This window comes from Rhodococcus sp. NPDC055112 (assembly GCF_053607505.1).
Genome location: NZ_JBSGTR010000012.1, coordinates 74,331 through 93,239, shown reverse-complemented (window position 1 = coordinate 93,239; position 18,909 = coordinate 74,331). Strand labels below are relative to the sequence as shown.

The following is an 18,909-nucleotide window of genomic DNA, read 5'->3' as shown; positions in this document are numbered from 1 at the left end:
CAAACTTCGGCCACTCGTCGCCCGGTCGACCGGCGTATCGTTGCTGCCGATGATCAGAACGATGGTGATCGACGACGAAGCGCTGGTCAGGACCGGTTTCGAGTTGATTCTCGGCCAGGACCCGGAGATCGAGGTCGTTGCGACGGCGGACGACCGAACGGCGCTCGACCGGATCGAGCTGCACCGCCCCGACGTGGTGCTGCTCGACATTCGCATGCCGCACATCGACGGGTTGACCATCCTGCGCGAGACGCTGCGACGCGCCGAACCGCCCGCCGTGGCCATCCTCACCACGTTCGACGCGGACGAATACGTTGTCGAGGCACTGCAGCTGGGCGCGTCTGGGTTCCTGCTCAAGGACACCGATCCTCGTCAACTCGCGACTCTGGTGAAGACTCTCGCGGCCGGTGGCGTTGTGCTGTCGCCCCGTGTCACCAGGTCGGTCATAAGCGGATTCGCCGCGTCCAGTGCGGTCGCCGCGTCCGTGAACTCGGTCGCGAAGCTGACCGAGCGAGAGCGCACCGTTCTCGCACACGCGTCGGTTGGCCGGTCCAACCGGGAAATCGCCGAACTCATCCAGCACAGCATCGGCACGGTGAAGGACGATATGAGCGCGGTGCTTGCCAAACTCGGCGTAGCGACCCGCGTTCAGGCCGCCTTGATCGCCCAACAGGCCGGGCTGATCGCCGGTGAGCAGCCGTGATCGATCACCCCGTGATCGCGCGACTGGCGTTCGTGGCGCTGATTGTTGTTGCGGCGCTGGATATCTGGCTGGTCGGTGGTGGCGGTATGGAAGGGCGGGTGCAGGTTGCCGTCGCGATAGGTATTGCCGCGCTCTTTCTGCGTTCCCGGTTTCCGGTCGTAGCGTTCGTGGCGACCTTGCCGGTCGCGGCGCTCGGGGTGTCGGTGTTGATCCCGGCCATCGCCATCTACAGCGTGGGCCGTTGGACCCGGCAGAATGCTGTGGTGGTGCTGTGCGTCGCCGCGCTCTGCGTCGCGGGGATCGTGAGCCGGTATCCGATCGACTGGCGGATCGATACGCGGTGGTTCGTCAGTGACCTCATCTTCATCGTCATGCTCGCTGCGGCCCCGGTGCTCCTCGGTCGTCTGGTTGCATCCCGAATCACGTTGCAGGGCAAGATTACCGAGATCACCCGTGCGCACGAGGAGGGTGACCTGCTGCGCACCGAGACCGCACTCGCCCGTGACCGTGCCCAGCTCGCTCGCGAGATGCATGATGTCGTCTCCCATCAGGTCAGCCTGATCGCGGTGCAGGCCGGTGCGTTGGAGGTGAGCAGTCGCGACGAGCTCACCGTGGACATCGCGGCGACCATCCGGACACTCAGTGTTCGGACGCTCGACGAGCTGCGACACATGATCACCGTGCTGCGCGCATCCGGCACCAGCGCAACCGGTCTTTCTCCCCAACCGACCGCCGCCGAGTTGGTCGAGCTCGTGGAGTCCAGCGGACTCGACGTCTCGGTCCGCGGCAACTTGCCGCCGAATCTGCCTGCCGCGATCGAGCGGGCGATCTATCGCACCGTGCAGGAGGCGCTCACCAATGCCCGTAAGCACGCACCCGGTGCGCGGGTCGCAGTTGACTACGGTTCGAGTACAACACATATCACCGTTGCTGTGGTGAACAGCCACACCGATGCTCCTGCAATGGAGCTACCCGGTTCACGGCACGGGCTGCGCGGGCTGACAGAACGCGCAGAACTGCTGGGCGGCACGCTCAGCGCGCACTCGGAATCCGACGGGAGTTTCCGGGTCGAACTGTGTCTGCCTTGGTCGTCACGCCCGCGCTGAGAAGCCCCGGCAGCCACTTCCCATATGGGTGAACCCTCCACTTCCTCACTCCCGTGGATCCATATGGGTGAATGGAGGGGTCAGCCGGAGAGTCGGCGCGGCGCCCGCGGCGGCGCGCCGAACAGTGTTGCGGTGAATGCCGGTGCCAGCCCGCGCACCAATTCATCAGCGGGCATCGAGACCGTAGGCTCGAGGCACAGGACGTAGCGGGCGTGGATGACGCCAAGCGCCTGTGCGGCGAACAGTCCGGCGCGGGCGCGCGCCCCGGTGCCGCCGAGGTGATCGGCCAGCGCGGTGACGAGTTCACGGTCGATCATCTCCCTGATCAGCCGGGCCAGATCCTCGTCGTGCGTGGCGGCGGTGAGCAGTACGCGAATCGTGCCGCCGCGCTGCGGATCGTCCCAGGTAGATACCAGGGCCGTCAGCACCCGGGCGGCCAATCCCGCCGGGGGACCGGGCAGTGCCCCGGCCAACAGGTCCGCCGGGTTCGCAGACAGCGCCATGGCCGCAGCGAAAAGTCCACGCTTGGAACCAAAGAAATAGCTGATCAGCGCCGCGTCCACACCGGCATCGGCCGCGAGGGAACGCATCGTCACCTTGACGTAGCCCTCGGCGAGAAAACGCCGCCGCGCGACGTCGAGGATGCCGCGCCGGGTATCGGGCGCACCGAAGCGGCGGCCTCGGGGTCCGGGTTTATTCATCACCGTTGATTCTAGGCAGCGGTGCGATCCACAGTGGGCGTACCGCACCGACGAGACAGGGGAAAACGATGAGCAGGTCCTACCTTCGCCGACCCGCGGCCTTGCGCCGGGCCGGCCACCGGATCGCCAACCTGATCCGGCCCGGCGTCGACATCGCGCCCGCGCCGGACGTCCGCGCCGACTACGACGTGGCGGTTCCGGTCCGTGACGGAACGGTGTTGCGGGTCAATGTCTTTCACCCCGATTCGGCGGGACCGCATCCGGTGATCATGTCCGCGCACCCGTACGGCAAGGACCGCACCCCTGCCCGCGGCAGGAATCGGCGCGCGGTCTCGGGCCAGTACCGGCTGATGCCGCAGCCCGCCCGCGTCCGGTTCAGCGAGCTGACCAGCTGGGAGGCACCCGACCCGCAGATCTGGACGGAGCACGGATTCGTCGTGGTCAACGCGGATCTGCGCGGCGGCGGCACCTCCGAGGGTGTCGGCTCGCTGTTCACCGAGACCGAGGCCCAGGACTACTACGACCTCATCGAATGGGTTGCGGCACAACCGTGGTGCATCGGCCGCGTGGGTCTGGACGGGGTGTCCTATCTGGCCCTGAACCAGTACCGGGTGGCTGCGCTCCGCCCGCCCCACCTGGCCGCCCTGTGTGTCTGGGAGGGCTTCTCCGATTTCTATCGAGATTTCGCCTACCCCGGCGGAATTCGTGAGGACGGCTTCAGCGTCTTCTGGAGCAAGGCCACCGCCCGCGAGGCGCGCGTCACGGATGACATCCGCGCCGAGATCCTGAGCCGCCCCGACCGCGACGACTGGTATGCCGACCGCACACCGGACCTGGCCCGCATCACCGTCCCCATGCTGGTGTGTGCCTCCTTCTCCGACCACAGCCTGCACAGCCGCGGCAGCTTCGAGGCGTTCCGGCGGGCCGGTTCCGAGCGCAAATGGCTCTACACCCACCGCGACGGCAAGTGGTCGCACTACTACGGCCCGGAGGCCACTGCCGAGCGAATTCGCTTCTTCGACCACGTCTTGCGCGACGCCGACAACGGGTGGGACACCCGACCCGCGGTCCGCATCGCCGTTCACGAGCAGGGCCCGCGCCCGGCCGAGGTCCACTACGCAGACGACTGGCCGCCCCGGGACGTCGAGACCGCCACCCTCCACCTGCGTGCCGACGGCCTGCTGTCCGACGAGGCTGGGTCAACCGACGGACAACGTTCCTTCCACTCCCGCGGCCGCCCCCTGACCTGGACCTGGACCGCGCCCACCGATCTGGACATCCTGGGCCCGTCCGCTCTGCACCTGCACGTATCCCTCGCCGACGCGGAGGACCTCAACCTGTTCGCAGTCCTCCGCAAATTCCGCAACGGCCGAGAGATCTGCTTCGAAGGCTCCTACGGATTCAATGCCGATGTCGTCACCAAGGGCTGGCAGCGCCTGGCCCACCAAACTCTCGACCCGGCCCTGTCCACTCCTCTGCAACCGGTCCATATCCATCGCAAGCCCGAACCCCTCACCCCGGGCCACCCCACCCCTATCGGCTTGGCCCTGCTGCCCCATGCCACCCGTCTGCGGCGCGGCGAACAACTTCGCCTGGAGCTCAGTGGCCGCTGGCCCTTCGCCCGTGACCCCTTGCGTGGTCAGTTCCCCGCCTGGTATCGCCAATCCCCGAATACCGCCTGCACGATCCACACCGGCCCTGGCACCCCGAGCGCGCTGACCCTTACCTGGCGGCCGGTCGCATCGAATTAAATACCGCCGCAATGGCTTCAGTGCATCACCGACAACAGTCACCCGCGCGAGACGGGAGTGTGCGATGAACGGTGGACCCGGCCTCGTCGTCGGTTGAGCCCCACTCGGTGTGATGCGGTCTTCGAGGTTATTGCGAAGGTGCTCGGGGCTGGCTTCCACCTCATTGCCCATCGTTTGAGAAGGCCTCGCCACCCCATGCGGTGGGTGGCGAGGCCGCCGCCGCTGGCTGGGACCGGAACGGCGAGACAGGACGATAGGCGACCCCGTTCGGGGCGTGCTTCGATACTCAGCGAATTCTCAGAATGCGTGTTGAGGGCGGCGAACGCCGTTCTCGCAACCGCTCGCGGCCGCAGCAAGCGCGGGTGCAACCTTGTTGCTGGGCCACGCGTGCGCGGCGTCAACCCTTCGGTCGCGCGCGCTTTCGAGAGGCCGCCGGCGTGAGGCACAGGCGTCGACGGCCTCGCCCATGAAGGGCGTCGCTCTACCGCCGCGCGTCGGGGCGGTGCTGTCGCAGGACCGTGTATAAGAATGGCGATTCCATCAGCGCCGATCAGGGTATGAGTGTGGGCCCCGCCGCTATCCATGACGGCGAGGCCCACGTGCCGTCCCGATCAAGCTCCTGACCGGGGCAGCGGGGAGGACGGTAGGTGGCCCGCGCGTCAGCGCGCCACGATACTCAGCGAATTCTCAGGAAAAGGCCCCACAGGCGGGGCGGGGCAACGCGCAGCCGAGTTGCTGGACCGCGCGTGCACGGCGTTCGTCGCACCCCTTCCGCCGTGCATGCCTGTGAGGGGCCGCCGGTGCGTCGGGACGCCGACGGCCTCGCCCACAAAAACGAGCTGTCGAATGTTGGCGCATCCGGCAGGCCCGTGCGCCACACACGGAGGAGGGGAGTGGCACATTCTGAAACTCGAGGATTCAGGGCGTCGCGTTGCCGCCATGTGCCGGGCCGCGGCCCCAAGATGCGCGGTGGAACGCGGAGTAGGACGGGGCAGCACTGCCGCGGGCGCACGACTCGCGTGACGCCGGTTTGGGAAAGGCCTCGCCGCCCAACTGGGGGAGCGGCGAGGCCGACGCGCCGTCCCGACCCATCTCCTAACCGGGATAGCGGGGAGGACGGTAGGTGGCCTGTGCGTCGGCGCGCCACGGTACTCAGTGAATTCTCAGCAAACGTCCCACAGGCTGGGCGGAGAGGCGCCGCCTGGTCGCCGGACCAGGCGGTGTCTCAAACGGCAAGTTGCGAAACGACTCTGGTAAACCGCGCGTGACAACCACGCCACCAGGCGATGCGCCGACTGTCCTCGACAGGTCGTGCCGCGAGAAGCGCTCAGAGAATACGATCCCCGCTGAACACTTCATGGGGGGGAGCTGCCCGCTGGGCGGGGACAGCTGACAGTGGAATGGATGTCGTATGAACACCATCGCACGCGATGACAGTGCCGAACGGTCCGAGACCATCCGACAGGCGAACAGCCTCTGGCGACGTTCCGGTGTCCGCGGTTCGGATCGGAGGGTGCTGCTTTCCGAACTGGAGGCTGAACTCCGCGGCGCCGACCCAGATGGTCACGGTATGCCTGCGGTCCCGGATCCGGTGAGTGAGCAGATGCTCCAGGAGCGGGCGCTCGAGCGGGGTTTGTGCTCTCGCCCCTTTCGGTGATCCAGATGGGGCGGTACGAACAGCTTTTGAATGTGTCGTTCGCCGGGGGAATAGTGCGGGGCGCGATGCGTTTACCCCTGTACTGGATCTTGCGGGTGCCGATGGCACAGTCCATTGGTACCGACAATATGACCGAGAGATCCGAGGGATGGCGACGGTTCTTCCCTCGCGAGTCACTCGTATGAGAAGCCTGCCGGAGGGCTGGGCGACAATCAGCGACGTGGTCTGTCGATGACCGCTGTGTGCCGCGACCGGTCTTCCGTATCGGAAGGGAAGCACGATCATGAAAAGGACTGCCTGGCTTACCGGATTCCTCGCGGCGGGGGCTGTCACTCTCGCTACACCGATCGCGAACTCGTCGCCGATCCCAGACATCGCCGCCCTACCCGTGGCGGCGGCCAGCATCAATGGTTCGTTCGGAGATCGTGCGGACGATGCCCGGGATCGGGATCGGCACCGCGACGCGCGGGAGCGTCGCGACGAACAATTGCGGCAGCAACTGGAACGCAGGCAGGAGCGACGCGAGGAGTCCACGGTGCCGCAGCCGCCGGTGTGGCAGACCCCGCCGTCCGTCGGCTGACCCCACCGCCCGTCGGCTCACTCAGCTGTCTGTCGGCACCACTGCGTACGTCTGGCTGAATCGGCGGCATGGGTGGATGGATGGTGAGATGGAATGTCCACCTATGCCGGTTCATTCTGGGCTGCATGGGGATTGGATAGGTTGACCGGTGGGTGATCACACTCAGCGGCAGCTCGAGACCACACAAATCTGGATAGATTCCATACTGGCTATGAAACAGGTGTGTGGGCCGATCTCGGTTTGGAGCGCCCTTCGAGGCGCAGGCGGGCCGGATGTGAAATGCCGTGCCCTTCCCGGTTTGTGCAGAGCTGCGTAACGCTCCGCGCCGCAGCCGGTATATACCGACCGTCCATTACATTTCCGGGGGGATAGAGACATGCGCCGATCGATTTTGATGACCGCTGCCGCCTGCGCGGCCGCGCTGGTGGTGGGCGCTGCGCCTACCGCGGCCGCCCTGGCGCCGGTCACCGCCGTGAGTGATGCGAGGCTTGCGGCGGTCGCTCGACCGATCCTGGAGCGGGCGCCCCACGATCAGGCAGGTGTCGCGTATATCGACTCGTCGGGAACCCGCTACGCCTACTTCGGCGCGACGGAGGATACCGAGTATGAGATCGGATCCATCACAAAGACTTTCACCGCGGGGCTGCTTACCGAGGCGATATCTCGCGGCGAGGTCCGCGAGGACACACGGGTCGGCGAGCTTCTCCCCGTGGCCGGCACCCCCGTCGCGGACGTGATGCTGATCGAGCTCGCAAGCCACAAGTCCGGTCTGCCCCAGTTCGCCCTCACGCCCGACATGGCCGCCGGCGGGATCGCGTGGCAACTGGAGGGGAAGAATCCCTTCACCTTCGACCGGGAAGCACTTCTGAACCAGGCACGCTGGTCACCCCTGGTCGGTCGCGGCCTCGTCGTTTCGTACTCCACGCTCGGATACGCACTGCTCGGCCAGGCCCTTGCCGCGGCCGCACACACCGACTACGCGACCCTCCTACGCGAGCGGATGCTCGAACCTCTCGGCCTCGCACACACCTGGCTGCCGTTGACGACCGCCGACCTCCCGCCCGGCGTCAGCGCCGGGTTCAACGCCCAGGGCAGGCCGCAGGACCCCTGGCCCATCGGTGCCTATGCACCGGCCGGTGGACTGCGCTCGACCCTTCCCGACATGGTCCGCTACACGTCGGCGCTGCTGTCCGGGACGGCGCCCGGTTCTAGTGCGATGACGCCTCGATGGGACAAGATCGGCGGCACGCGAGGGGGGATGTCCTGGACGGTCTTCAACCGCGACGGTGTTGAGTACACGACGCACGCGGGCGGGACCGGCGGTTTCCAGGGCGTCATCATGATGGACCGAGCCCGAGGCCGAGCGGTCGTCATCCAGACCAATCAGGTCGCGAACATCGAGAAGGAGGGTCTCGATCTACTGAAGGCGCTCTGATGCCCTCTCGCGCCGGAAGCTGGTGGTGGAGCTTCTCTTTTTGAATGGGCTTAGAGGTCTCCTGATTACATCAGCTTGGATGAGTTGGATACGGCGCCACGATTCCTTGAACTGCCCAACGGTGATGGGACCATTGCCTTTTTCGGATCTCCGAGGTCGCGTGCTACTGCGCGAACCTGGCCTCGACCTCCGGGGCCACTGGAATCTGATGAACGATCCGTTCGCTGAGCGGCAACGCATTGATCGCAGTGATTGCGTCCCACTTGAACTCGCCGCACCGCCCGGTCGGTACCACTGGCCGCATGCCCAGGCCCCGGTCGTCGACGAGCCAGACTGCCGGCGGGGTGGGCTGATCCGTGAAGCACGTGCCGTCCTGCTCGGACGGCGCGAACCCGGCCAGCACGCCGTCCAGGCTGCCCTGTCGGTGTTCCTCTACCCAGGACACTGCATGGTCGGTGACGCCGGCGCCCCAGTCGCCTGCGCAGGTGATGGCGGCGGTGGGGATGAAGTCTGCCGGAATGGTAGTGGGCTCGGGGACCGTGACTCCGTTGCGGATGTAGTCGAGGAGATTCTCGGCGAGACACGTGGGCTTCGTCAGTGCCGAGGTCGACGCCTGTGTGGCCGGGGCAGCGGACCCCTCAGCGGCAGTGTCTGTTGCGCCGCAGCTAGATAGCATTGCGATGGCAATTAGTCCTGCCGACACTCGCCATATCCCCATGAGCCGCACGGTACGGCAGTGCCCACGTGGACACGGCGAATGCGCAAAACCGACACCTAGTTTGGCGGTGCCGCGGAACCGACTGTGGCCGGGCAGAACGTACAGCCCCGGCGGGGCCGGTGCTGCCGGGGCGAATTGGTGAATCCAAACGGTTTGATGGGTGGAACACCCTCGACCAATTTGGGTATGGATGGATGGCCGCGCCTCGGATGGAATGTATGGAGGGGTGTTCACCCCTGGTGGAGTGTGCTGGGTTGCATGCGGATTCACTAGGTCGACCAGTCGGTGATCACAGGCCGGAGCAGTTCGCTCGCGACTCATCGAACGATTCGAGATCGCCCGCATCACATCACCCGTCCGACTCGGTCCACAGGGCACTTGTCCCATGTGTGAATATCGACCCCGAGTTCACGCCCAGCCCGTGGCCGTGCGCACCGGGCCCGAGGACTTCGAGGCCCTACGACGTCCCGTTTCGGGGTCGGTGGTGATCTCCGGGACCAATCCGAATCCGACTCCGCAGTACGCGCAGAGCGTGTCGATGGTGGTGGTGAGTCCAACACCCACGGTGGGCCCCTCCTTCCCGGGTCCTGGATCGAAGCTGAAATGAATCAGTGGATACGGATGTTTCGTGGTTTCATATCCGATGTTGCTGATCAATCAAGGCTTCATCTCCGTATGTGCGGATCGGCTGGTCGGTTTCAGTAATCTCGGATGGCCCTCGAGGTCGGGTGGAGTGGGAAGGGGTCCGGTGGGCAGGGAGCGTGAGCTCGTCATCGCCGAGGTCGCTGCTCGGCTGGACTGCGAGAGGCCGGGATACCCGCTGCGGGTGGCGGTCGACGGGGCGACCGCGACGAGGAAGACCACCCTGGCGACCGAGGTCCCGATCACTGCGGACCCGGATGCCCGTCCCGGTCGCGGACGACAGCTTCCTGCACCGGCCGACCCTGCGACCCGGCTGACGAAACCGCAGCTCGACTCCACTCCTGCCCCGACCGATGGACAGGCGAACCGACCTTGCCACCCGAAAGGACTACGTACGCCGTGACGATCACGCACGACGAGGAAGTGCTGGGCCACAAAGGGATCGAGCTACGGCTGCGCGAATGCACCGATTTCTTCGCGCAACCCGAGCTGGCGCACCTGCCCGCGGAACGGCACACGGCGGCGCTGGACGAGTTCGCGCTCACCGGGCGCTACGAGCACACCGCCGAGGAACTCCTGATCGGGGCGAAACTCGCCTGGCGGAACCACGCGCGCTGCGTCGGACGCAATCACTGGCGCACCCTCAAGCTGATCGACGCCCGCCACGCGGTGACCGCGGCGGCGCTGGCCGAGGCGTGCTGGGAACACCTGCGGGTCGCCACCAACGGCGGCGCGCTGCAGTCGGTGATCACCATCGGCCCGCGGCCGCTCCCGGACGGCAGGGAGTTCCGCATCCTGAGCCCCCAGCTCATCCGCTACGCGGGGTACCGCAACGAGGACGGCAGCATCACCGGCGACCCGTGGCACGTCGCCCTCACCGAACAGGTGACGAAGATGGGCTGGCGGGGCGAGGGCACCCGGTTCGACGTCCTGCCGCTGCTGATCTCGGTCCCCGACGAGCCGCTGCAGTGGTTCGAGGTGCCCGAGGACCTGGTCCTCGAGGTCCCGCTCGTACACCCGAACTACAAGTGGTTCGCGAAGCTGGGCCTCAAGTGGCATGCGGTGCCCGCGGTGTCGAACATGGACCTGGAGATCGGCGGGCTCACCTACCCCTGCGCGCCGTTCAACGGCTGGTACGTGAGCACCGAGGTCGGTGCCCGCAACTTCAGCGACGAGGACCGGTACGACATGCTGCCGACCATCGCCAAGAAGCTGCGCCTCGACATGAGCTCGGACCGCACGCTCTGGAAGGACCGGGCGCTGGTCGAGCTGAACCGGGCCGTCATCCACAGCTACCGGGAGGCGGGGGTGATCATGGTCGACCACCACACGGTGGCCAAGCAGTTCTTCGACTTCGTCGGCCGCGAGGAGAAGGCCGGACGCACCTGCCCGACCGACTGGTCATGGATCAACCCGCCGATGTCCGCGGCGTTGACACCGACCTTCCACCGACTCTACGACGAGCCCGATCTCGACGTCCGGCCGAACTTCGTCACCCGGACACAGGCTTCCGGCTGCCCCGTCACCTGACCGTGGTCGAGCACTGACGAACTGAGCACGACCTTGCCGCGTTCGGCCTTCAGGTTCATACCCTGGCGGTCGGGTTGTTAAGCCACTGGGTGATTCCGGTTATATCTGTTGTGGTGCTGCAGTTTTCGAGTTCGGTGGCGCCGTTGATGTGTGCACGGCGGTGCCCGCCGCTTCCGAGGTCCCGCCGTTTCTCCCGCTCGGGTGCGCAGCCCAACGGCACCGAGATCGATGCGACCGGGCGACGCGGCACCCACCGCGCACAGTGAATCCGTCGAGGCGAATCCGAGCCGCCCCCTATCCGCCCGTGCGCGCCGAGTCTGTTCCCGAGCTCACGCCACATCCGGCACCATGCGGCAGCACCAGCTGCCGTGACCCGCACCGAGACCCAAGGTCCCGGCGAGACGCGCTCGACGTGAAGGTGATTCGTGGCCTTCGCTGGTCCGCGGCTACTGCAGTAACGCATCGAGAAGCGAGTGTCAGTCCGATTGCTGCGTTCGAGTGCGGGCAGAGGTCGGCGGAATCGGCATCGACGGTGGAATTCAAGCAGTCAGCCGCGGCCGGTGCGCATTGGTGAACCCAAAGGGCTCGATGGGTGAACGCCGTAGAGAAAGGAGAGAGAAGAGATGTGAGAACGATGGATGGATGGAGCGAGAGAGGGGTGTTCACCAATCGCGGACTGATCCCCCTCGATGACACGGTTGTTCGCGAGACTGGCCTGTCGGAGGGGTGCGCCCGGGCTGGGCTGGCAATTCATGCGGTTGAGGCGATGGATCTCACTGAACAGTGGGACCGCTTCCCGCTATTGGTTCTATGACGATCCAATACCCCCTGAGCATCAAGAAGCTTCAACAGCGGAACGGTCCTCAAGGAGGTTTGGGTCGGGGACGGCGTCTGGATCACCAACCGTTGGAGGGTCACCTCAGTAGACGGCGATGGGTAGTGCTGCCATCGAGGACGAGCAATGTGCCTGACCTGGTTGAGCATCACGCATTGTCCGTTCGAAGAGAAGGTCGGTGACGGACCCGCCATTGAGGTCGACCAGCCGCTTCTCCATGTCTTCGTGGCGAAGGCGAAGGCGGGGTCGACATGGGGCAGATGGTGGCGCTCAGCTCGCTGAGAGATCCCTCGACATGACTAGTGGTGTGAGTTCCGAGGCTGCCAGTTGCTCCTGACCGCGCGGTGTGAGCTTGACAGCTCGCGAGGTGCCGATGCGGTGTATCCAGCCGTTGTCGAACATGAGCGTGCAGAGTCGCTTTCCGAGTTCGCCTGCGAGGTGGAATCGACGTTCGGTCGAGTCCATGCATGGAGTTGCTGGGTGCTCGGGGCTCTTGCGCATGCCCCACGCACTGAGCAGGGAGCTGCCATCGTCGGTGAGCTGCCAGTCGGGGCCGAGGTAACCGCGTCGGTGGAGTTGCTCGGTCAAGCCGACACCGAGCTGGCCGGCGAGATGCTTGTAGCAGGTGCGGCCGGTACGGATCTGGTCATTTCGTTTGGATGCCCGCAAGGACTGCGGGGACGAGACGGGGGCCTGAGCGATAGCGCCGAGGCCCTCGATGACGTGGGCCACTTCGTCGCCCGCCAAGCGGATGTACCGGTGGCGTCCTTGACGCACCTCCTGGGCGACCTCAGCTTCGATGAGCTTGTCCAGATGTTTGGACACGGTCGGCGCACCCACTCCGGCGTAGGTCCCGAGCTCTGTCGCCGTCCAGGCGAGCCCGTTCATCAGGGCCATACACATTGCTGCCCTCGAAGGGTCACCCAAGACGGCAGCAACCTTGGCGATGTCGGGTAGCGACTCGGGGAATGCTCGTGACATCCCACCATTGTGGGTCGATCCACAGTTCGCTGCCGGGCGAACTGTTAGCGGAGCAAGTTACAGAAGTCAGATTCGCTGCAACCGCAATAGATCGGAGACCCGTGACACTGTCACCTTCGCTTCTCGAGCACCGACCGTCATTTCGTGGCAACTATGACGATGCCTTCTACTGGGAGCGCGTCGATCGCAACCTCGGATGGCTCGGCGATCCAGCCCGCTTCCGAAGTACGCCGGCCTTGCGCCGTTCTACTGGATGGCGGAAGCGGGCGAGACCGAGGGCGGAGTCTCCGCCATCCGTATGAACGAGGCTCTAGACGATGGCCCGATCGTCGCCCGGCAGTTGCTTCGCCTCTCGGGGAACGAGACTGAGCGCGCAATCCGCGACAGTCACTTCGAGGCCTCTTGGCGGCTGTTCGACCTGGTCCTGCCTACGCTGATTGACCGCACCTACCGGACCGTCGAACAATCGTCAGCAGAGCGGACCTATTTCGGCAGGCCACCTGCGACCCCGGTCTCGGCAGACGCCGCACGAGCAGAAGCCAGCCATGTCTGAGGCGACGACTCAAAGCAAACTGGCCGAACTCGGCATCGACTTGCCTCAGCCCTGGGCCTTGCCGCCGGACGTCGTGATACCAGCGGAATTCATCCGGATCGACGGGCAATACGCGTTCCTCTCGGGCCACCTGGCAACGTCGGCCGACGGATCCGTGACGGGTCCCTTCGGCAAGGTTGGGGACGTTGTCAGTCTGGAGGAGGCCCAGAAGCTTGCCGTTGCGGCGATCTTGAGCCTGACGGCCACGCTGGAGTCAACGCTGGGCGACCTCGACCGAGTGCAGCAATGGCTCCGCCTTGATGGCTGGTCAACTCCGCACCTGGTTTCACCGACTTCCCAAGTGTGTTCAACCCGGCCTCATCGACGCTGATCAGCATTTTGGCGACCAGATTGGTCAGCATTCTCGGATCGCCTACGGCGTCGCCGGTCTGCCGTTCGACGCTCCCGTCGAGATTGCTGCGGTCGTCCGAATCGCTTGAACTGAAAAGTTTTTCGATCAGCGAACCTTCCAGGAGAAACGATGAGGAGCATGAAGATTAGGTCGACCAGTGGTGCCCTGCTCGCTCTCATGTGCATCGGCATGTTCCTCGTCCAGCTGGATGTCACGGTCGTCAACGTCGCGCTGGTCAGGATCGGAGAGCAACTCGGTGCAGAGACGGCCGGGCTGCAGGCAATCGTCGACGGGTACACCGTGGCGCTTGCCGCGATGCTCCTGCCTGGGGGTTTGCTGACCGACAGATTCGGGACTCGACGGATGGTCCTGATCGGGCTGATTGGGTTTATCGTCACCTCGCTCGGCGCCGGCGTAGCACCCAATATTCAGGTGCTCGTAGTTGTGCGGGTGCTGCAGGGAGTCGCAGCAGCGGTCCTCTTACCGAGCACCCTCGCCGTCATCAATCAGACGTTCGTCAACAAGGCCGAGAAGGCGCGCGCGATCGGGATTTGGGCCGGTGTGTCCGCTCTGGCGCTTCCAGCAGGGCCACTCATGGGCGGGCTTCTCACCGAACACGGCGGGTGGCGGTGGATCTTCCTGATCAACGTGCCGATCGTTGGGGTGGCATTGATTGGCTGCAGGCGATTGCTACCCCACACGACTGGACGCCAGACCGGATCGATCAACGCTACAAACATGCTCGCATTGGGCGCGGCGCTAACCCTGGTCGTTGTCGCAGCCATCGCTGCTGGACAGAGGAGATGGGAGCACTGCACTGCTGCTGGCATCGCCGCTGTGGTGATGATCGTGGCCGCCGCTGTACTTGAGATGAGATCCGCGAACCCGATCGTTCTCTCGGTGCTGCGCGGAAGCAGGGACTTCCAAACGGCGACAGCGGTGTCCGCTGCGATGAACTTCGTCGGAATCGGCATTGTCTTCGTGCTCTCCCTCTATCTGCAGACCATCAAGGGGGAATTACCGCTCGCCACCGGGATCAAGATGCTGCCGTTGTTCGTTCCGCTCGCCGTCTGCGCACCCCTGACCGGTCGACTCGCCGCGAGGGTAGGCCCCCGCCCCCCGATTGTCGCGGGCCTCGGCATCGGCACCCTCGGGTGCAGCGCACTCGTTGCCACCACCAACACGAGCCCCTACCTGCTGATCGCAGCCGGGATGTTCGGCCTCGGACTCGGCATGGGCCTGCTCACCCCATCGGTGGTGGCGCTGGCGATGCAGTCGAGCCCCGCGGATCTTTCCGGAATAGCATCCGGAGTGAACAACACAGCACGCCAGGCCGGGAGTGCGGTCGGCGTAGCGATCTTCGGTGCCTTCGTCGGAATGAGTTCCTCACCCTCGGAATTCACACATGGTCTGCGCATCTGCGCCGTCGTATCCATCGTCGTGTGGGCACTGGCGGCCGCACTCGTTGCGGCCCGTGGACGAACACCTACAGCACGCCAGCAGGTGCCGCCGGTGTCCGTGCGATAAGACCGCATCCTTGTCTGGATGTGCTTAGCGTTCAATAGATGCGCGAGTCTCAAGAACTCGGCTGCGCAGGGTTTCTTTTCTCGATGCGCGGCAGGGCGGCCTGCTCAGTGAGGTAATGGTTGCGGTCGACTGCGGCGGCGAGCCTGGTCCGCACCGATCCGTGCGCCTCGGCCGAGGCCGCTGCGAACGGCGACGAGGCGATTGCGGTAGGCATCCCGACGCGTCCGATCGCCGAGCGCTCCTGACGCCTGACTCGGAGAGGTCGTGTCGGTCGTAAAGTCGGCGGGCTCCGGGCGATTGCGTTCACAGTCGATTCCGGTGACGGCCGCCCAGGTCGTCCCGAATCTCGATCGTCAAACAGAGAACTTCGGTGGCGGTCGAATACAACCGAAGAGCGACGATCAAGATCGGCCGGGACTGAAGTACGGGCGGACGGTCGGGCCGCCTTGCGCTCCGCCGAACACCGATTCGTGTAGGCGCGGAGGGCGAATGGAAACGATCCGGACCGGCACCGTGCTGACGAACAGTCCGATTGCGCCTTCCCCGCGAAATCGTCGACGCGCTGCCCCGTATGTGGATGGACGGGTCGATGGATGGAGAGAGAAGAGACTGACTGACTGATTGATGGACCGTAGTAGGGGCAGTCCCTACTGCCACGCCACCACTATGGGATGGATGGATGATGTGGAGAGTGGACTGATGGATGGATGGATGGATGGATGTTCACCTATGGCGGTTCGTCGTGGGCTGCATGCCGATTGGATAGGCTGACCCCTCGGTAATCACACCTAACGATGGCCGCGAATCACACAGCAATTTGGATACGTTCCAGTTCTGCCATGTCACATCGACATCGCGCCGACCATCCTCGAGGTGGCGGGCATCCCGGAGCCGGACTTCGTCAACGGCGTGATGCAGAGGCAGCATCCACGAACCACTTGTCTGGCTCCACTTGGCGTCGACCTGGCGTCCGGCGATTCGGTAGTCGATCTCATCTACACCTCGAAGCCAAACTCCCGCTGGGCATTGATCTCGAACAGAGTGCCGAAGTGGGTCTTCCTTATCTGTTCATGCCGTTGTTCGTTGCAAGCCATCAGTAACAAGCATGGGCATCTGAGGGATACCTCAAGAGACGTCAGATCTTGACGCCCACATTGGCAGCGGATCAAACAGAGGGGGTTTCTAGTGTCAGTGGCTAGGAAGTGTGCAGTCGGGATCATGGCTGCAGCAGTAACGATGGGGGTGGCGCTCTCTGGTACGACTGCAGCGTCTGCATCCGACCTGGACTCAATTGGTGCGACGGCGTCCGGTCTGGCAGTTGGTAACATCATGGCGCCGACTGGACTCACGGGTCAGGCAGTGACGGCGGCATGGAATGCTCACATTCCTATCTATGCGGTGGTGTCGATGCAGAACCGCAAGTATCCGAGGGGCACCATGCAGATCTTCGAGTACCGCAGGGTGCGGAGTTTCGATGATCTGGGTACGGGTTACACGAAGTTCATCGGGTTTGGGGCAGAGGCTCCGGACACGTTCTGGATGATCCGCAACAGCGACACCATCTCCGTGAACATGCGTGAGTACTATCCGGAGGATCTCGCCTCCTCGTGGCCGATCTTCGACGATACCTCTCAGAAGTTCCTGCATAGCCCTCTCGTTCAGCTCCCTGACAACGGACCTGCTGTAGGGGTTTCATTTATCCGGTAGGTCAATGCACAGACGAAAGCCCCCGATGCAGTACATGTACCGGGGGCTTTCCCATACCTAGCTGTTCGGCTCGACGAGTACTCGGCGACGTCTCGCGAGCGCGCGGCGCGCGCTTGGAAGGACGGCCTGCTCGACAGCCAGGTCGCCCGTGTGAACGACCTGCCAACCGACGAGACGATCCGGCCCAGCACGACGACCGACGTGCTCGCCACGCCGGCGGCGGCGTCACCTCGTCTCTGTGCGACACGAGGAGTTGTCAGCGGCAGCCCGCTCCGGCAGATAGCTACCCCGCCCCGGCAGCGAAATCCATGGATTCCGCGGCTCGACCTCGACCACATCACGGAAGCGGTCGTCCGTAGCGGGATCGACATTCGGCCCAGTCTGGATGCGAATCGCGCCGTAATCGGGTCGGAGGTCCGCTGAATCGGGCCAGCGAGGTCCAGTTGAGGGGAATCGGTCTCGGAAACCCGGCAGCGGGTCCAATTGGTGAACGCAACGGGAGTTGATGGGTGAAGACCCTATGGGTGGATGGAATGGAGGGGTGTTCACCTATGCCGGTTCTGGTGCGCTGCACGCGGATTGGATAGGTTGACCAGTTGGTGATCGCACTTGGTGATGGCTCCAGATCACACAAATCTGGAAGGTTTCCAATCTCAGTTGCTCGCAGAACCGGTTGGGGAGGACGAACTGGAAGAGGATCAGGGCGTCGGGGTTGTGAGCTGAGGCGCGGACGTCCCGATCTCGACCAGCTGCACGGTCGGTCCTACCTGTAGATCGGCCTGACGACCGGACAAGGCGCGGGTCCTCATGAGCCCGTCTTGTCCAAGCTCATGAACGGCGCGCGCCCTCGACCATTCCGGCAGAGTCACATGCAGGGGTGCCGCCGGCACCTGCAGCTCGCGATCAGCGTTGACGTCCCACACGGGTGCAGCGCGCCAGACGGCCAAGAAGAACGTGCCGTCAGACTTTTGTAGCAGCGAGGTCTGGATGTCGCGCGCTTGAGTTGCGAGCGAGTAGTCGAGCCGGCCCGGCTGGAAGTTCGCCCCCTGTGGGTCGGACAGAAGGCGAATCAGGCCCTGAAGCGCCTTGAAGGACTCCTTCGGCTTACCCGTGGAGTCGAGCAGCCCGAAGTTCGCCTCCTTGTCATTGGGATTGGCCTTCTGGTCGACCAACTCGTACAAGAAGGCCCGCCTGATCCCCGCGTCGTAGCTGCCGAGAAGGAGTCGCGGGATATAGATGGCCGCAGCTGTTCGACTCACGCCTGAGTCAGATGTGGGGCTGTTGTAGTAACCGGTCTCGGTGCTTATCACCGGCTGCTGTGTTGTGACGGGTCGTGCGATGTAGTGGAGGTTCCAGAGCAGGCTCCCATAGCCGTTCGGGCCCCATCCTCGCGTCTCTGGGTTTCTGTCGGACGGGTAGTAGTGAATGTTGCCGTAGTCGGTAAGGCTGCTCAGATCGCCTAGGGCCCGCGTGGATTCGGTCTTGGTCAACGAGGGCCCGATGATTCCGACGCCATTGAGGGTCGGAGTAGACCGCACCGTTGAGGCCAGTCGCTCCTGAACGGTGCGCGTCCTTGCCGCCCAGTCTGAGACATTTTGTGCGTCTGGTTCGTTGACGCCTTCGAGTGTTCTGACGGCGTCCTTTCCGCCGGACCACGCAACGACATCGGCCAGCTTGTTGAAGTCGGTGGCTTGGCCCCAAGGTGTCTGCATGGAGGAAAGGAGGTTGAACTTCATGCCGGACTGAGCGAGGTCGCGCAGGCGCTGATAGTAGGTCGAACCGGCGCTAGCTGCCGGATAGGTATAGATCCCGTCACGGAGGTTCTTCACCCCCAGCTCGAGCAGCCTGGGCTTGATGATGTCGTCGAATCGGTTATAGATGGTGTCGGTGTAGTGCAGGTGGACATTGACGCCGATCGAGTCGACGAATGCCGCGGCGGAGGACGCCTGCTGGCTAGGACTGGAGGTCGAAGCAACCGGAGTGTCGGCTCGGCTCGGCGCGGGTACGAGCAGGGTCGTGGCAGTGAGGGCGGCCACGGCAAAGCCGACCACGACGCGAGTTGAGGAGGTGCGATGCATGCCCATGCGACCAT

14 protein-coding genes and 2 pseudogenes are annotated in these 18,909 nt (G+C 64.6%); 11 read left to right on the top strand and 5 right to left on the bottom strand.

The annotated features are described in order from the left end of the window. The first annotated feature begins 61 nt into the window (after nt 1-61). Both ACWFRB_RS08970 and ACWFRB_RS08965 read left to right on the top strand, forming a co-directional pair. A complete protein-coding gene (locus tag ACWFRB_RS08970) occupies nt 62-703 on the top strand; it encodes a response regulator (RefSeq protein WP_452640386.1) in 642 nt (213 codons plus the stop codon). Beyond that, the gene (locus ACWFRB_RS08965; protein ID WP_452640384.1) at nt 700-1,809 is read left to right on the top strand and encodes a sensor histidine kinase; all 1,110 of its coding nucleotides are present in this window, start codon (nt 700-702) and stop codon (nt 1,807-1,809) included. Before ACWFRB_RS08970 ends, ACWFRB_RS08965 begins: the two co-directional genes overlap by 4 nt. Nucleotides 1,810-1,889: 80 nt before the next feature. Here ACWFRB_RS08965 and ACWFRB_RS08960 read toward each other — a convergent pair whose 3' ends face one another. Beyond that, nucleotides 1,890-2,510: a TetR/AcrR family transcriptional regulator gene (locus tag ACWFRB_RS08960; RefSeq protein ID WP_452640382.1), complete on the bottom strand. Its 621-nt coding sequence runs from the start codon at nt 2,508-2,510 to the stop codon at nt 1,890-1,892. 68 nt (nt 2,511-2,578) lie between these two features. Here ACWFRB_RS08960 and ACWFRB_RS08955 point away from each other — a divergent pair, with 68 nt between their 5' ends. From ACWFRB_RS08955 to ACWFRB_RS08945, 3 genes are all read left to right on the top strand, one after another. Then, entirely contained in the window at nt 2,579-4,261 is a 1,683-nt protein-coding gene (locus tag ACWFRB_RS08955; protein ID WP_452640381.1) for a CocE/NonD family hydrolase, read from the top strand. 1,940 nt (nt 4,262-6,201) lie between these two features. After that, a complete protein-coding gene (locus ACWFRB_RS08950; RefSeq protein WP_452640380.1) occupies nt 6,202-6,498 on the top strand; it encodes a hypothetical protein in 297 nt (98 codons plus the stop codon). 376 nt (nt 6,499-6,874) lie between these two features. Beyond that, nucleotides 6,875-7,933 carry a serine hydrolase domain-containing protein gene (locus tag ACWFRB_RS08945; RefSeq protein ID WP_452640379.1) on the top strand — a complete coding sequence of 353 codons (1,059 nt, stop codon included), beginning with the start codon at nt 6,875-6,877 and terminating at the stop codon, nt 7,931-7,933. A 163-nt stretch (nt 7,934-8,096) separates the two neighbouring features. Here ACWFRB_RS08945 and ACWFRB_RS08940 read toward each other — a convergent pair whose 3' ends face one another. Both ACWFRB_RS08940 and ACWFRB_RS08935 read right to left on the bottom strand, forming a co-directional pair. Further along, nucleotides 8,097-8,651, bottom strand: a complete 555-nt coding sequence (locus ACWFRB_RS08940) for a hypothetical protein (protein ID WP_452640378.1) — start codon at nt 8,649-8,651, stop codon at nt 8,097-8,099. A 408-nt stretch (nt 8,652-9,059) separates the two neighbouring features. After that, nucleotides 9,060-9,215 carry a hypothetical protein gene (locus tag ACWFRB_RS08935; protein WP_452640408.1) on the bottom strand — a complete coding sequence of 52 codons (156 nt, stop codon included), beginning with the start codon at nt 9,213-9,215 and terminating at the stop codon, nt 9,060-9,062. A 477-nt stretch (nt 9,216-9,692) separates the two neighbouring features. Here ACWFRB_RS08935 and ACWFRB_RS08930 point away from each other — a divergent pair, with 477 nt between their 5' ends. Then, a complete protein-coding gene (locus ACWFRB_RS08930; RefSeq protein WP_452640376.1) occupies nt 9,693-10,823 on the top strand; it encodes a nitric oxide synthase oxygenase in 1,131 nt (376 codons plus the stop codon). Nucleotides 10,824-11,928: 1,105 nt separating this feature from the next. Here ACWFRB_RS08930 and ACWFRB_RS08925 read toward each other — a convergent pair. Beyond that, nucleotides 11,929-12,555, bottom strand: a complete 627-nt coding sequence (locus tag ACWFRB_RS08925; RefSeq protein WP_452640375.1) for an ArsR/SmtB family transcription factor — start codon at nt 12,553-12,555, stop codon at nt 11,929-11,931. A 280-nt stretch (nt 12,556-12,835) separates the two neighbouring features. Between ACWFRB_RS08925 and ACWFRB_RS08920 the strand changes: the two genes are divergently transcribed. From ACWFRB_RS08920 to ACWFRB_RS08900, 5 genes and pseudogenes are all read left to right on the top strand, one after another. Beyond that, nucleotides 12,836-13,192 carry a formyltransferase family protein gene (locus tag ACWFRB_RS08920; protein ID WP_452640374.1) on the top strand — a complete coding sequence of 119 codons (357 nt, stop codon included), beginning with the start codon at nt 12,836-12,838 and terminating at the stop codon, nt 13,190-13,192. Beyond that, nucleotides 13,185-13,562, top strand: a complete 378-nt coding sequence (locus tag ACWFRB_RS08915; RefSeq protein WP_452640372.1) for a RidA family protein — start codon at nt 13,185-13,187, stop codon at nt 13,560-13,562. The genes ACWFRB_RS08920 and ACWFRB_RS08915 overlap by 8 nt, the downstream gene beginning before the upstream one ends. Nucleotides 13,563-13,703: 141 nt before the next feature. Continuing rightward, a pseudogene (locus tag ACWFRB_RS08910) lies at nt 13,704-15,110 on the top strand (MFS transporter); the annotation flags it as partial. An 846-nt stretch (nt 15,111-15,956) separates the two neighbouring features. After that, nucleotides 15,957-16,040, top strand: a pseudogene (locus tag ACWFRB_RS08905) (hypothetical protein); the annotation flags it as partial. Nucleotides 16,041-16,328: 288 nt separating this feature from the next. Then, complete coding sequence (locus tag ACWFRB_RS08900; protein WP_452640371.1) at nt 16,329-16,817, top strand: hypothetical protein; 489 nt, start codon at nt 16,329-16,331, stop codon at nt 16,815-16,817. A 698-nt stretch (nt 16,818-17,515) separates the two neighbouring features. On the opposite strand, the gene ACWFRB_RS08895 is transcribed toward ACWFRB_RS08900, so the two are convergent. Continuing rightward, nucleotides 17,516-18,901, bottom strand: a complete 1,386-nt coding sequence (locus ACWFRB_RS08895; RefSeq protein WP_452640369.1) for a hypothetical protein — start codon at nt 18,899-18,901, stop codon at nt 17,516-17,518. Nucleotides 18,902-18,909: the final 8 nt, after the last annotated feature.

What these genes read in the sequence shown, in the direction of transcription:
- ACWFRB_RS08960 (WP_452640382.1), bottom strand. Translation starts at nt 2,510, where the DNA reads ATGAATAAACCCGGACCCCGAGGCCGCCGCTTCGGTGCGCCCGATACC.
- ACWFRB_RS08920 (WP_452640374.1), top strand. Translation starts at nt 12,836, where the DNA reads ATGGCTCGGCGATCCAGCCCGCTTCCGAAGTACGCCGGCCTTGCGCCG.
- ACWFRB_RS08895 (WP_452640369.1), bottom strand. Translation starts at nt 18,901, where the DNA reads ATGGGCATGCATCGCACCTCCTCAACTCGCGTCGTGGTCGGCTTTGCC.
- ACWFRB_RS08950 (WP_452640380.1), top strand. Translation starts at nt 6,202, where the DNA reads ATGAAAAGGACTGCCTGGCTTACCGGATTCCTCGCGGCGGGGGCTGTC.
- ACWFRB_RS08925 (WP_452640375.1), bottom strand. Translation starts at nt 12,555, where the DNA reads ATGGCCCTGATGAACGGGCTCGCCTGGACGGCGACAGAGCTCGGGACC.
- ACWFRB_RS08940 (WP_452640378.1), bottom strand. Translation starts at nt 8,651, where the DNA reads ATGGGGATATGGCGAGTGTCGGCAGGACTAATTGCCATCGCAATGCTA.
- ACWFRB_RS08915 (WP_452640372.1), top strand. Translation starts at nt 13,185, where the DNA reads ATGTCTGAGGCGACGACTCAAAGCAAACTGGCCGAACTCGGCATCGAC.
- ACWFRB_RS08900 (WP_452640371.1), top strand. Translation starts at nt 16,329, where the DNA reads ATGGCTGCAGCAGTAACGATGGGGGTGGCGCTCTCTGGTACGACTGCA.
- ACWFRB_RS08970 (WP_452640386.1), top strand. Translation starts at nt 62, where the DNA reads ATGGTGATCGACGACGAAGCGCTGGTCAGGACCGGTTTCGAGTTGATT.
- ACWFRB_RS08945 (WP_452640379.1), top strand. Translation starts at nt 6,875, where the DNA reads ATGCGCCGATCGATTTTGATGACCGCTGCCGCCTGCGCGGCCGCGCTG.
- ACWFRB_RS08955 (WP_452640381.1), top strand. Translation starts at nt 2,579, where the DNA reads ATGAGCAGGTCCTACCTTCGCCGACCCGCGGCCTTGCGCCGGGCCGGC.